We start from the raw sequence: 12,693 nt of genomic DNA, 5'->3' as shown, positions 1-12,693 counted from the left end.
CGTCGGCGTCGTCGTCCGCCGCGCCGTCGGTCGTCGTGCACGTGCTCGGGGCCGTGGCGCACGCCGGGGTGGTGACGGTGCCAGGGGGCGGCCGGGTCACCGATGCGCTCGAGGCAGCGGGCGGTGCGTCCGGGGACGCGGACCTCGCTCGGCTCAACCTGGCGCGGCCGCTCGTCGACGGGGAGCGGCTCTACGTGCCGCGGGTGGGCGAGGTCGACGTGCCGCAGGCGCTCGGAACCGACAGCGGTGGTGGTGCCGGTTCTGGTGGGTCTCTGGCTGGGTCAGGGGCTTCCGGAGACGCGGAGTCGGGCGGGTCTGCTGCCTCGGACGTCGTCGACCTCAACACCGCCGACCAGGCGGCCCTCGAGACCCTGCCCGGGATCGGTCCGGGGCTGGCGCAGCGGATCCTCGCGTGGCGCGACGAGCACGGCCGGTTCTCCGCGGTCGAGGACCTGCTCGACGTCAGCGGGATCGGCGACGGCCGTTTCGCCGAGCTGCAGGACCGGGTGCGGGTGTGAACGTCACGCCCGGCCGAGCCGACCTCCGCATCGCGGTGCCCGTCGCGGTCGCCTGGGTCGTCGCCGCCGTGCTGGTCGGGTCCGCGTCGGTGGCCTGGTCGGTGGCGGCGGGCGCCGGCGGGGTGCTCCTCGTCGGGACGGCCCTGCTGTGGGTCCGGCCGGCCGGCGAGCGCGTCCGGGTGGTGGTCGCGTTCGTGGTGACGTCGGCGGCGTTCGTCTGCCTGGTGGCGGTCGCCGTCGCCGTGGGGGACGCCCGCCGGACGCCTGCGGCACTCGAGGCGCTGGCTGGTCGGTCTACATCCGTGACGGTGGTGCTCGACCGCGACCTCACCGCTGCGGACCGCTCCGTCCTGGCGACCCTGCGCGCGGCCGGTCAGACGACGGGGCTCGACGTGCCCGTGCGGATGGTCCCCGCGGTGGACGACGACGCTTCCCGGAAGGACACGCTCGGGGCCGGGTCGACGCTGACGGCGCGGGCGGCGATCGAACCCGACGAGGCCGGGTCTGCCACCGCGTTCGTGGTGTTCCTCCGCGGGGCCGTCGACACCGCGCCGCCGACCGGGTTCATCGCCGTGACGGACCACGCGCGGCAGGCCTTCGCCACCGTGACCGCGGACCTGCCACAGCCCGGGGAGCGTTGCTCCGGGGGTTGGCCATCGGTGACCGCAGCGGTCTGGACCCGGCGACCGAGGCCGCGATGGAGGCCAGCGCCCTGACCCACCTGACCGCGGTGTCGGGCTCGAACTGTGCGGTGGTCGTCGCCCTCGTGGTGCTGCTCGGTCGTGCCGCGGGGCTCGGTCGCGGCCCCCGTGCGGCGCTGGCGGTGGTGCTGCTCGTCGGGTTCGTCGTGCTCGTTCGCCCGGACCCGTCGATCCTCCGCGCGACCGTGATGGCCGTCGTCGTGCTCGTGGTGCACCTGGCGGGTCGTCCGGTCCGGGGCGTGCCCCTCATCGCGCTCGCGGCGGTCCTGATGCTCGTCGTCGACCCGTGGTTCGCGCGGTCGTTCGCCTTCGGCCTCTCGGTGCTGGCGACCTCGGGGATCGTCGTGCTCGGGCCACCGCTGACCGCGTCGCTCGCTCGACGCTGCTGGACACCGGTGGCGGTCGCCGTGGCCGTGCCGGTCGCCGCGCAGGTGGCGTGCTGGCCGCTGACGATCCCGCTCGCGCCCGCTCTGCCGACGTACGCCGTCCCGGCGAACCTGCTGGCGGAGCCGTTCTCCCCCGTGGTCACCGTCGTCGGGCTGCTGTCGTGCGTGCTGGCGCCCCTGTGGCCGGCAGCCAGCGGTGTCGTCGCGGCGGTCGCCTGGGCTCCGGCTGCCGCGATCGGGGTGGTCGCCCAGACGACCGCTGGACTCCCCGTCGCCTCGCTCCCGTGGCCGGCCGGAGTGGTGGGCGTGGGGTCCGCCGCGGTCGTCAGCGGGGCGGTCGCGGCGGCGGTGCTCGCGCCCGCTCGGGTCCGGACGCGGTTCGTGCTGCTGGCCGCGGTCGTGACCGTCATCGGGCTCGCGACCACGGTCGTGCCGGCGGTCCTGACCCGCGCAGGGCTGCCGCGGGACTGGTCCGTGGCGATGTGCGACGTCGGGCAGGGGGACGCGGTGCTCCTGCGGGACGGCACGAGCACCGCGCTCATCGACGTCGGCGACGACCCCGCCCGGCTGCGTGCGTGCCTCGACCTGCTCGGCGTCGACCGGATCGACCTGCTCGTGCTGACCCACTACGACGAGGACCACGTCGGCGCGGTGGACGAGGTCGTCGGCGACGTGGACCTGGCGCTCGTCGGACCGCCCGTGCGGCCGGCGGACACCGGGGTCCTCCGGCGGCTCGAGGCCGCGGGGGTCGACGTCCGACGCGCGGACGACAGCGTGCACGGGGTGCTCGGGCGCGTGCCGTGGCGGGTCCTCTGGCCGCGGGCATCGGACCCGACGAGCGGCAACGAGGCGAGCATCGTGCTGCGGACGGACCGACCACCGGGGTGCGCGACGTGCCTGACCGGGGTGTTCCTCGGCGACCTCGACGCCACGGCACAACGACGGCTGCGCGGGTCGGTCCCGGCGTCCACGGTGCTCGGGCCGGTCGACCTCGTGAAGGTCGCACACCACGGGTCGGCGGACCAGGACCCCGCGCTCTACCGCGAGCTCGCGGCGCCGGTCGGCCTCATCGGCGTCGGCGCGGACAACACGTACGGGCACCCGGCGGAGCGGGCGCTCGAGATGCTCGCCGCCGCCGGCACGACACCCTTCCGCACCGACCAGCAGGGGACGATCGTCGTCCGTGGTGCCGCCGCCGGCCCGGAGGTCTGGACGGAGCGGCAGGCGGCACCACCGTCGCCGACAGGGGAACCGACACCGGCTGCTCGGGGGCATGCACCGAGGCTCGTCGGGCGACGGCCCACGTCGGGGGCGGCCCGTAGACTCGACCCCGCACCGTCGGAAGGACCGCATGCCCGCCAAGAAGCCCGCTCGAGCCAGCGCGAAGATCGACCAGGTCCCGTGGTCGGGCATCCGACCGGCACCCGTCGTCCTCGTGACCGGCCCCGAGACCTTCCTCGCCGAGCGTGCGACCGGCATGCTCCGCGACCTGCTCGTCGGCGAGGACCCCGCGCTCGAGGTCCACGACCTCGAAGCCGATCAGTACGCGCCCGGCCTGCTGTCCACGCTCGCCAGCCCGTCCCTGTTCGGCGAACCGCGGCTCGTCCGGGTCACCAACGTCGAGAAGTGCACCGACGCCTTCATCACGGAGACGATCTCGTACCTGGGCAACCCGGCCGACGACGTCACCCTGGTGCTGCGGCACGGCGGCGGTGTCCGCGGCAAGAAGCTCCTCGACACGATCCGCAGCGGTGTCGGCGGGGGGATCGAGGTCCTGTGCGACGAGCTCAAGCGGGAGACCGACCGCATCGACTTCGTGAACGCCGAGTTCCGCGCCGCCCGGCGGAAGATCGCGCCGTCGGCCGTGCGCACGCTCGTCGCCGCGTTCGCCGACGACCTCGCCGAGCTGGCGGCGGCGTGCCGGCAACTGCTGGCGGACGAGGCCCAGGAGATCACCGACCGGGTCGTCGACAAGTACTACGGCGGCCGCGTCGAGACGAACGCGTTCAAGGTCGCGGACATCGCCCTGGCCGGTCGCTCCGCTCCGGCGATCGTCGAACTGCGGCACGCCCTGGCGACGGGCGAGGCCCCCGTGCCGATCGTCGCCGCGTTCGCGAGCAAGATCCGCACCATGGCGAAGGTCAGCGCCTTCCGGGGCTCCAGCGGTCAGGCCGCGTCCGCACTCGGCATGGCGCCGTGGCAGGTGCAGCGTGCCCAGCGCGACGTCGCCGGGTGGAGCGAGTCCGGGCTCGCGAACGCGATCATCAGCATCGCCGAGGCCGACACCGCGGTGAAGGGCGGCTCACGCGACGCCCACTACGCGCTCGAGGTCATGGTCCGCACCATCGCCCGACGCGGCGAACCCCGCTGAGCCGAGCCGAGCCTCCCGGCCCAGGAACGACGAAGGCCCCACACCGGAACGGTGAGGGGCCTTCGAGAGGATCAGACGCTCAGAGCGCGCTGACCTTCTTCGCGATGGCCGACTTGCGGTTCGCGGCCTGGTTCTTGTGGATGACGCCCTTGCTCACGGCCTTGTCGAGCTTCTTCGACGCGACGGCGAGAGCGGCGGTGGCCTTCTCCTTGTCGCCGGCGACGATGGCCTCGTTGGTGTGACGGATGAACGTCTTCAGCTCGGACTTGTAGGCCTTGTTGCGCTCGGTGGCCTTGAGGTTGGTCTTGATGCGCTTCATCTGCGACTTGATGTTCGCCATGTGTTGCTCCTGCTTCGTCTCGGACGGGTGGTCGCGACCGCTGGGTAGAGGGGCCCTTGGTCGCATCGCGTTCCACCCGTGGGCGACGGAACGCGTAAGCCAGCAAGCAACATTACCAGGGTCGGGGGTGGGGATCAACGCGCGCGACACGCCCCTCTTCCGCGAGACCGCGCGGAATCACGCCCGTGTCACCGCCCGGAAACACGCTGGCGTTACCGTGTCGAGCATGCCGTCCCTCGCACCTCGGATCGACACCGTCCCCGCCTCCGGCATCCGCCGCGTCTTCGAGCAGGCCGCCCTGCTCCAGGCGGACGGCGTGGACGTCACCATGCTCGTCATCGGCGAACCGGACGTCCCGGTGGCCACGCACATCGGGGACGCGGCCCGACGCGCCTGGACCGAGGACCGCACCGGGTACACGCCGAACGGCGGCATCACCCCACTGCGCCTGGCCGTGCAGGAGAAGCTCCGCCGGGAGAACCGCATCGAGGCCGACCTCGAGCAGATCTGGATGACGATCGGGGCGACGCAGGCCCTGTTCCAGGCGATGACCCTGGTACTCAGCCCAGGGGACGAGCTGCTCGTGCCCGACCCCGGGTACACGACGTTCACGATGAATGCCCACATCATCGGTGCGACCCCGGTGCCCTACCGCCTGGGGCCGGAGCACGGGTTCGAGCCGGACCTCGACGCCCTCGCGGCGAGCGTCACCGAGCGCACCAGGGCGATCGTGGTGAACTCGCCGTCGAACCCCCTCGGCACGGTGTTCGGCGAGGCGACCCTCCGGCGGATCCTGGCGTTCGCGAAGGAGCACGACCTCTGGGTGATCAGCGACGAGGTCTACGAGTACTTCACCTACGGCACCCGCCACGTCAGCCTGGCCGCCCTCGACGAGGACGACCGCGTGTTCACCGCCTTCTCGCTGAGCAAGACGTACGCGATGACCGGTGTGCGGGTCGGCTACCTCGTGACGCCGAAGGGCCTCGGCCCGACGATGCGCACCGTGCAGGAGTCGATGATCAGCTGCGTCGCCGAGCCCGACCAGTACGCGGCCCTCGCGGCGATCGTGGGGGACCACTCCGCCGTGCGCGACGCCCGCGAGCACTACCGCGCCAACCTCGAGGTCGCGACCGAGGTCCTCGACGCCGCCGGCATCCGGTACAACGCCCCCGACGGCTCGTTCTACCTGTGGATCGACGTCGCGCACGCGTCCCAGGGGGACGTGGCAGCGTGGGCGCTCGCCTTCCTGCAGCGCGAGCGGGTCGCCGTGGCGCCAGGCAGCGCGTTCGGCCGGACGGGCGAGGGCTGGATCCGCGTCTGCCTGGCGGCGACCCCGGAGGACCTCCGGCGCGGCCTCGGCGCGCTGCCGGCCCCGGTGCACGCGACGGTCTGAGTGGGTCGGGTCGGACCCGCCCGGGAGGCTCGGCTCGGCCCCGCCACGCCTCGCACGGTGCGCGCTCCTCCGCCTGGTGCGAGCTTGGTCGCCCCGTGCCGGCACACGAGGCTGCACGGGGTGGTCAACCTCGCACCACCCGCCGGCTCGCACCACGCGCCGGCCACCGAGCGCCACCGAGCGCCACGCGCCGGCCACCGAGCGCCGCCCAGCCGCGCCCGCGCGCTGCCGCGACGCAACCGTGGGACAATCTCCTGACCGTCCGACCCACCTGAGGAACCGTGAGCCCACAAGCATCCGCTCCGCTCGAGCCCGCCGCGACTCCGGCCGACGCGATCCGCAACTTCTGCATCATCGCGCACATCGACCACGGCAAGTCGACGCTGGCCGACCGCATGCTCTCGATCACCGGCATCGTCGAGGACCGTGCCATGCGCGCCCAGTACCTCGACCGCATGGACATCGAGCGTGAGCGCGGCATCACGATCAAGTCGCAGGCCGTCCGCATGCCGTGGGAGCTCGACGGCCAGACCTACGCGCTGAACATGATCGACACGCCCGGGCACGTCGACTTCTCGTACGAGGTCTCCCGGTCGCTCGCCGCGTGCGAGGGCGCCATCCTGCTCGTCGACGCCGCCCAGGGCATCGAGGCCCAGACGCTCGCGAACCTCTACCTGGCGCTCGAGAACGACCTGCAGATCATCCCGGTCCTCAACAAGATCGACCTGCCCGCCGCCGACCCCGACAAGTACGCGGCCGAGCTCGCGCAGCTCATCGGCGGCAAGCCCGAGGACGTCCTCCGCGTCTCCGGCAAGACCGGTGTCGGCGTGCCGGAGCTCCTCGACCTGGTCGTCCGGACGGTCCCCGCCCCGGTCGGCACGGTGGACGCCGCGCCCCGCGCGATGATCTTCGACTCGGTCTACGACAGCTACCGCGGTGTCGTGACGTACATCCGCATGATCGACGGCTCGATCGCCCCGCGCGAGAAGGTCCAGATGATGTCGACCAAGTCGACGCACGAGATCCTCGAGATCGGGGTGTCGAGCCCGGAGCCGATCCCGACGAAGGGCCTGTCCGTCGGCGAGGTCGGCTACCTCATCACCGGCGTGAAGGACGTCCGCCTGTCCAAGGTCGGCGACACCGTCACGAGTGCCCAGCGGCCGGCGACCGAGGCCCTGCCCGGCTACACGGACCCGAAGCCGATGGTGTTCTCGGGCCTGTACCCGATCGACGGCTCGGACTACCCGGACCTCCGCGAAGCGCTCGACAAGCTCAAGCTCTCCGACGCCGCGCTCGTCTACGAGCCGGAGACCTCGGTCGCGCTCGGCTTCGGGTTCCGCTGCGGCTTCCTCGGCCTGCTGCACCTCGAGATCATCACCGAGCGCCTGTCCCGCGAGTTCGACCTCGACCTCATCACCACGGCACCGAGCGTGATCTACGAGGTCACGAACGAGGACAACACCGTCACCGAGGTCACGAACCCCTCCGAGTTCCCGACCGGGCGGATCATCGAGGTCCGCGAGCCGATGGTCCGCGCCGCGATCCTCGCACCGAAGGACTACGTCGGCGCGATCATGGAGCTGTGCCAGCAGCGCCGTGGCTCCCTGCTCGGCATGGAGTACCTCGGCGAGGACCGCGTCGAGATCCGCTACCAGATGCCCCTCGGCGAGATCGTCTTCGACTTCTTCGACCAGCTCAAGAGCAAGACGCAGGGCTACGCCAGCCTCGACTACGAGCCCGTCGGTGACCAGGCCGCCGACCTCGTCAAGGTCGACATCCTGCTGCAGGGCGACCAGGTCGACGCCTTCAGCGCGATCGTGCACCGCGACAAGGCGTACGCCTACGGCACGCTGATGACCGAGCGGCTCCGCAAGCTCATCCCGCGCCAGCAGTTCGAGGTCCCGATCCAGGCGGCCATCGGCGCGCGGATCATCGCCCGCGAGAGCATCCGCGCGATGCGCAAGGACGTCCTCGCGAAGTGCTACGGCGGTGACATCACCCGCAAGCGCAAGCTCCTCGAGAAGCAGAAGGAGGGCAAGAAGCGCATGAAGACGATCGGCCGGGTCGAGGTCCCTCAGGAGGCCTTCATCGCCGCGCTCTCCGGGGACGTCGAAGAGAAGAAGAAGTAGGGGTCAGCTGCGGGCGCGGATCGCGCCCAGGACCACGGCCGGGAGGCTCGCCACGGCCAGTCCTGCCAGTGCGGTCCGCAGCAGCTCGAGCTCCGTCACGACGGTGAAGTCGGTCCGGCCGCTCGCGACCACCCCGGTGACGACGGCGCCGAGCACCATCGCGAGGGTGACCGCCCCGATGACGAGCGGCAGCCGGCGCCCCGGGTGGTGGAGCACGGCGGACACGAGCGTCGCGCCGAAGAGCAGGACGGCAGCGCCGGCCAGGCTGGCGCCCGCCACGGCGACCACGTTCACGGTGTCGAAGGCCGTCCAGCCGCTCGGCGCCACGGTGGCGTACCGGGCGGGCGCGTCGAAGCCCGCGTCGGAGGTGTCGACGAGGACCCGCGCCGCGACGGCCACGGCGAAGCACACGAGCGTCGCGGTCCCAGCCACCCGCGTGCGTCGGTCGACCGACCGACGGGGGAGGGCACTGGAGCGGGGCACGCGCCCAACGGTAGATGCACACGCAACGACTTGCAGCCTCCCGTTCGGGGCGTCTGTCCGGAACCGGCCGTCGGTCTCCCCAGGTGGCCCCGCGCGGTCCGGCCCGTCGGTCCGGCCCAGTACGATGGCGGGATGAGCAGCCGCGGAGGGTACCTGACCGCCCTGACGTACGGAGCGGTCGGTGCGACACAGGCGCCGGACCTCATGACCTACCCGCCGGAGGGCTTCACCCCGGCCGAGTCCCGGGCCCGCATCGGCCACGGCGACCAGCGGTTCGACACCGCGGTGACACAGGCCCTGACGTGGCAGATCCAGGAACGCAGCGGGATGGGCGTCCGGGTCGACGACGCGCCCGACGACGACGACGTCCGCTACAACCCCGTGACCTTCGACGAGCAGGGCGTGCCGATCGCGCCGGCCTCCATCGGGACGCCGCGGGTGGAGCACTTCGCGCCGGACGGCACCCCGCTCGTGACCGCCGGCACGACGGCCGTGCTGACGATGCACGCGTTCGGCCGGTCGGTGCAGGCGCCGGTCCGCGTCGTGTCGATCATCGACGAGCCCGACCGCAAGGGCTTCGCGTACGGCACGCTCGAGGGCCACCCGCTCTCGGGCGAGGAGTCCTTCGTCGTGGAGCGCACCGCGGACGGCTCCGTGTGGCTGCAGGTCCGCCAGTTCTCGCAGCCGGCCAGTGCGAAGTGGCGCCTCGTCGCGCCGCTGCTCCGCCGGCAGCAGCGCGTGATGGCCGAGAAGTACCTGGCGGCGCTGCGCGGCGACTGATCACCTGACGGCGCTGGCCGGCGGCTGGCCGCTCGCTACTCGTGGCGCAGCGGGGGCAGCGCGGCGATCGCGTCCTCGATGAGGGCGGCGTCGACGACGCAGTCCCGTGCGATCGCCACCGCGTTCGTGTGTCGGAGTGCCTCGACGTCGTAGACGCCCGTCGCGACGGCCAGGAACGGGATGCCCACGGCGTCGGCCGCTTCGCCGTCCCGCGGGGTGTCGCCGACGATGACCGCGCGCGTGCCTGCGAGGGCTGCCGCGGCGAGGGCGGTGACGCCGGCGCGCTCGACCTCCTCGTCCCCGAAGTACGAGTGGTCCCAGTAGAAGGCGTCCACGTCGAACCCGGCACCGGAGAGCTTCACGCGGGCGCGGTACGCAGAGTTGCCGGTGAGCAGGCCGTTCCGCCACCCGAGTGCCGCGAAGCGGGTGACCAGGGCGAGCGCTCCTGGTGCGGCCGTCCGGTGCTCGCCGGCACGGTGCCGTTCCTCCGACAGGTCGCGGAGGTGCGCCGTCACGGTCGGGATGACGTCGACGGCGAGGTCGTGGGCGCGGACGTGCTCGGCGATGATGCCGGCGTCGGTGCGCCCGTGCTGGTGGCCGACGAGCAGGGGGAGGTCACGGCCCGTCGCTCGCTCGAGCGCCAGGTGGTACAGGTTGCCGGGGGAGGTGGCGTTCCGGACGAGCGTGCCGTCGATGTCCCACAGCACCGTGGTCGGGACCGAGTGGTGCTCCATGGCTCCATCATGGCGGAGAATGGAGTCCATGCCGAGTGCTCTCCCGATCGCTGACCCGGCTCCCGCGGACGGCCTGCTCACGCCGGCGTCCGGAGCGGGTGACGTCCCGTTCGGTGTCTACGTGCACGTGCCCTTCTGCCGCGTGCGGTGCGGCTACTGCGACTTCAACACGTACACGGCGTCCGAGCTCCGCGGCGTGCGGCGGGACGACTACGCCGGCCACGCGGTCCGCGAGATCGCCTGGGCGGCCGAGGTCCTGGACCGCTCCGGTGTGCCCCGGCGTCCGGTGTCCACCGTGTTCTTCGGCGGCGGCACCCCGACGATGCTGCCGGCGAGCGACCTCGTGATGATCCTCCGGGCCATCGACGACACGTGGGGCATCCTGCCGGGCGCCGAGGTCACGACCGAGGCCAACCCGGACTCCGTCGACGCGGCCTCGCTCGAGACGCTCCGTGCCGGCGGGTTCAACCGGATGAGCTTCGGCATGCAGTCGGCGGTGCCGCACGTGCTCGCGACGCTCGACCGCACCCACGACCCGGAGCGTGTGCCGGTCGTCGTCGACCTCGCGAAGCAGCTCGGCCTCGACGTCTCACTCGACCTCATCTACTCGACGCCGGGGGAGTCGCTCGACGACTGGCGCACCTCGCTCGACGCCGCGCTCGCCTGCGAGCCCGACCACGTGTCCGCCTACTCGCTCATCGTCGAGGACGGCACCGCCATGGGCCGTGCGGTGTCCCGCGGCGAGCTGCCCGCCCCCGACGACGACCTCGCCGCCGACATGTACGAGCTCGCGGACCGGGTGCTCGGCGACGCCGGCTACCGCTGGTACGAGGTCTCGAACTGGGCGCGCGGCGACGAGCACGTCAGCCGGCACAACCTGTCCTACTGGAAGGGCCACGACTGGTGGGGGGTCGGCCCCGGCGCCCACTCCAGCGTCGCCGGCACCCGCTGGTGGAACGTCAAGCACCCGGCCGCGTACGCGGGCCGCGTGCTCCAGGACGTGTCCCCGGCCGCCGGTCGCGAGACGCTCGACGACGAGACCCGCTACGTCGAGCGCGTGTTGCTCGCCGCGCGCGTCCGTGGGGAGCTCAGCACCCAGGAACTCCGCCAGGAGGCCCGTGGCCGGGTCGCCGGGCTCATCGCGCGCGGTCTCGTGGACGGCCGCAGTGCCCTCGGCCGCCCCGGGGCGCCGGGGCGCCTCGACCTGACGCTGCAAGGTCGGCTGCTCGCAGACGCGGTGGTCCGCGAGCTGCTCGACTAGGCCTTCACGAACTCGATCGACAGCGGGTAGCGGTAGAAGCGCCCCTGGTTGGCGGCCACGGCGGCCATGATCGCGAACACGATCGAGACGACCCGGACGGCCAGGAGCACCAGGAGGCCGATGCCGAGCCAGCTCGTGACGACGCCGATCACGTCCGCGATCGCCATCGTGATGAAGAAGTTCAGCGACACCCGGGTGTGCTCGCGGACGAAGCCACCGCGGTCGCGGAGCACGAAGTAAGCGACGAGTGGTGCGACGAAGCTGAAGAAGATCCCGCCGATGTGGGTGAGCGTCGCCCAGAGGCGCTGGTCCTCGGGCGTCAGCGGCTGCGGCGGCTGGTACTGCGGGCCGCCGGGCTGCTGGCCGAAGCCCTGCGGATGGGGCTGGTGGGCGTAGTCGCCGGGGCGGGGCTGTCCGGGGCCTGTGGCGCCGTCCTGCTCGTGTCCGTAGCTCATGGCGGCAGCGTAGCGACCGGCCCCCGGAGAAGTCCGAGCGTGTCGGTGTGCAGGCGTAGGATCAGCACTCGACACGTCCGAGTGCCAGCACGCGTGGAAGGGGTCCCGGTGGTCAGTGAACGTTCCCTCGAGGTCCTCAAGGCCATCGTGCGCGACTACGTCTCGTCACGCGAGCCCGTCGGGTCGAAGTCCATCGTCGACCGGCACGCCTTCGGGGTCAGCGCCGCGACGATCCGCAACGACATGGCGCTGCTCGAGGACGAGCAGCTCATCATCGCCCCGCACACCTCGTCCGGCCGGGTGCCGACGGACAAGGGCTACCGCGTCTTCGTCGACCACCTCGCTGCGGCCCGTCCGCTCTCGAGTGCGCAACGGCACGCCATCGAGACCTTCCTCGGGGCGTCCAACGACCTCGACGACGTCCTCAGTCGCACCGTCCGGCTGCTCAGTCAGCTGACCAACCAGGTCGCCCTGGTGCAGTACCCGTCGATGGTGCGCGCCCGGGTACAGCACGTCGAACTCGTCCGTCTCGGCGACACCCGTCTGATGGTCGTGCTCATCACCGACACCGCCAGGGTCGAGCAGCGCGTGGTGGAGACCGACGTCCGGCTCCACGAGTCCGCCCTGGTCGAACTGCGGTCGGTGCTCAACGGCGCGACCGTCGGGCTCCCGCTGCAGGACGTCCCCACCGCGCTGCGGGCGATCCCCGCGCAGATCCGCCCCGACTCGCAGACCCTGGCGGGCGTGGTCGTCGCGACGCTCATCGAGCAGGTCGCTGCCAACCGGCAGGACCGCCTGCTCATGGCCGGTGCCGCCAACCTCGCCAAGAGCGAGCAGGACTTCTCCGGCGGGCTCTTCCCCGTGCTCGAAGCCATCGAGGAACAGGTGACCCTGCTCCGGTTGTTCGGGGAGATGCAGCTGGACGACGTCTCCGTGACGGCGCGCATCGGCGTCGAGAACGCGGAGTACGGCCTCGACGCGACGAGCATCGTGGCCGGCGGGTACGTCGCCGCCGGTGGAGAGGTCGCCCGGCTGGGCGTCCTCGGACCCACGCGCATGGACTACGGCTCGAACATGGCGGCGGTGCGGGCAGTCGCCCGGTACCTCTCCAGGCTCCTCGGCGAGAATTGACGACCCCCATC

Annotated in this window: 12 protein-coding genes and 1 pseudogene; 9 read left to right on the top strand and 4 right to left on the bottom strand. The window is 72.3% G+C overall.

Annotated elements, in window-relative coordinates:
- From OXR63_RS15480 to holA, 4 genes and pseudogenes are all read left to right on the top strand, one after another.
- Nucleotides 1–518 (top strand): helix-hairpin-helix domain-containing protein (locus tag OXR63_RS15480; RefSeq protein WP_267424673.1); only part of this gene is annotated, 518 nt, incomplete at its 5' end.
- The gene (locus OXR63_RS15475; protein ID WP_267424672.1) at nucleotides 515–1,234 is read left to right on the top strand and encodes a hypothetical protein; all 720 of its coding nucleotides are present in this window, start codon (nucleotides 515–517) and stop codon (nucleotides 1,232–1,234) included. The genes OXR63_RS15480 and OXR63_RS15475, both read left to right, overlap by 4 nt.
- Nucleotides 1,216–2,286, top strand: a pseudogene (locus OXR63_RS18570) (ComEC/Rec2 family competence protein); the annotation flags it as partial. The gene OXR63_RS15475 and the pseudogene OXR63_RS18570, both read left to right, overlap by 19 nt.
- A 670-nt stretch (nucleotides 2,287–2,956) precedes the next feature.
- Nucleotides 2,957–3,976, top strand: coding sequence for a DNA polymerase III subunit delta (gene holA, locus OXR63_RS15470; protein ID WP_267424670.1), 1,020 nt, complete (start codon nucleotides 2,957–2,959; stop codon nucleotides 3,974–3,976).
- A 79-nt stretch (nucleotides 3,977–4,055) separates the two neighbouring features.
- Here holA and rpsT read toward each other — a convergent pair whose 3' ends face one another.
- A complete protein-coding gene (rpsT, locus tag OXR63_RS15465) occupies nucleotides 4,056–4,316 on the bottom strand; it encodes a 30S ribosomal protein S20 (RefSeq protein ID WP_071276041.1) in 261 nt (86 codons plus the stop codon).
- A 226-nt stretch (nucleotides 4,317–4,542) separates the two neighbouring features.
- Between rpsT and OXR63_RS15460 the strand changes: the two genes are divergently transcribed.
- Nucleotides 4,543–5,709, top strand: a complete 1,167-nt coding sequence (locus tag OXR63_RS15460; protein ID WP_267424667.1) for a pyridoxal phosphate-dependent aminotransferase — start codon at nucleotides 4,543–4,545, stop codon at nucleotides 5,707–5,709.
- Between the two features lie 281 nt (nucleotides 5,710–5,990).
- On the top strand, nucleotides 5,991–7,838 hold the full coding sequence (gene lepA / locus OXR63_RS15455) for a translation elongation factor 4 (protein ID WP_267424666.1): 1,848 nt from the start codon (nucleotides 5,991–5,993) through the stop codon (nucleotides 7,836–7,838).
- A 3-nt stretch (nucleotides 7,839–7,841) separates the two neighbouring features.
- Here the strand turns inward: lepA and OXR63_RS15450 are convergent, their stop codons facing one another.
- The gene (locus tag OXR63_RS15450) at nucleotides 7,842–8,321 is read right to left on the bottom strand and encodes a hypothetical protein (protein ID WP_267424665.1); all 480 of its coding nucleotides are present in this window, start codon (nucleotides 8,319–8,321) and stop codon (nucleotides 7,842–7,844) included.
- Nucleotides 8,322–8,453: 132 nt separating this feature from the next.
- Between OXR63_RS15450 and OXR63_RS15445 the strand changes: the two genes are divergently transcribed.
- Nucleotides 8,454–9,101: a DUF1990 family protein gene (locus OXR63_RS15445; protein ID WP_267424664.1), complete on the top strand. Its 648-nt coding sequence runs from the start codon at nucleotides 8,454–8,456 to the stop codon at nucleotides 9,099–9,101.
- A gap of 35 nt (nucleotides 9,102–9,136) precedes the next feature.
- Here OXR63_RS15445 and OXR63_RS15440 read toward each other — a convergent pair whose 3' ends face one another.
- On the bottom strand, nucleotides 9,137–9,865 hold the full coding sequence (locus tag OXR63_RS15440) for an HAD family hydrolase (RefSeq protein ID WP_267424662.1): 729 nt from the start codon (nucleotides 9,863–9,865) through the stop codon (nucleotides 9,137–9,139).
- Here OXR63_RS15440 and hemW point away from each other — a divergent pair.
- Nucleotides 9,864–11,096 (top strand): radical SAM family heme chaperone HemW, encoded by a 1,233-nt coding sequence (gene hemW / locus OXR63_RS15435; RefSeq protein ID WP_267424660.1) that lies wholly within the window; start codon nucleotides 9,864–9,866, stop codon nucleotides 11,094–11,096. The two genes, OXR63_RS15440 and hemW, sit on opposite strands and share 2 nt — an antisense overlap.
- On the opposite strand, the gene OXR63_RS15430 is transcribed toward hemW, so the two are convergent.
- Nucleotides 11,093–11,551, bottom strand: a complete 459-nt coding sequence (locus tag OXR63_RS15430; protein ID WP_267424659.1) for a DUF4870 domain-containing protein — start codon at nucleotides 11,549–11,551, stop codon at nucleotides 11,093–11,095. The genes hemW and OXR63_RS15430 overlap by 4 nt on opposite strands.
- 108 nt (nucleotides 11,552–11,659) lie before the next feature.
- Between OXR63_RS15430 and hrcA the strand changes: the two genes are divergently transcribed.
- Nucleotides 11,660–12,682 (top strand): heat-inducible transcriptional repressor HrcA, encoded by a 1,023-nt coding sequence (hrcA, locus tag OXR63_RS15425; protein ID WP_267424658.1) that lies wholly within the window; start codon nucleotides 11,660–11,662, stop codon nucleotides 12,680–12,682.
- The last annotated feature ends 11 nt before the right edge of the window (nucleotides 12,683–12,693 follow it).

Origin of the sequence: Curtobacterium sp. GC_Cur_3, from assembly GCF_026544205.1 — a bacterium.
In the GTDB taxonomy this organism is placed as follows: Bacteria; Actinomycetota; Actinomycetes; order Actinomycetales; family Microbacteriaceae; genus Curtobacterium.
The sequence above is the reverse complement of the archived record's forward strand: the minus strand, read 5'-3'. Positions and strand labels throughout refer to the sequence as shown.

Bases quoted from the DNA above. Each gene is read 5' to 3' on its own strand.
- OXR63_RS15460 (WP_267424667.1), top strand. From the start codon at position 4,543: ATGCCGTCCCTCGCACCTCGGATCGACACCGTCCCCGCCTCCGGCATC.
- OXR63_RS15440 (WP_267424662.1), bottom strand. From the start codon at position 9,865: ATGGACTCCATTCTCCGCCATGATGGAGCCATGGAGCACCACTCGGTC.
- OXR63_RS15430 (WP_267424659.1), bottom strand. From the start codon at position 11,551: ATGAGCTACGGACACGAGCAGGACGGCGCCACAGGCCCCGGACAGCCC.
- OXR63_RS15445 (WP_267424664.1), top strand. From the start codon at position 8,454: ATGAGCAGCCGCGGAGGGTACCTGACCGCCCTGACGTACGGAGCGGTC.
- hemW (WP_267424660.1), top strand. From the start codon at position 9,864: ATGCCGAGTGCTCTCCCGATCGCTGACCCGGCTCCCGCGGACGGCCTG.
- holA (WP_267424670.1), top strand. From the start codon at position 2,957: ATGCCCGCCAAGAAGCCCGCTCGAGCCAGCGCGAAGATCGACCAGGTC.
- rpsT (WP_071276041.1), bottom strand. From the start codon at position 4,316: ATGGCGAACATCAAGTCGCAGATGAAGCGCATCAAGACCAACCTCAAG.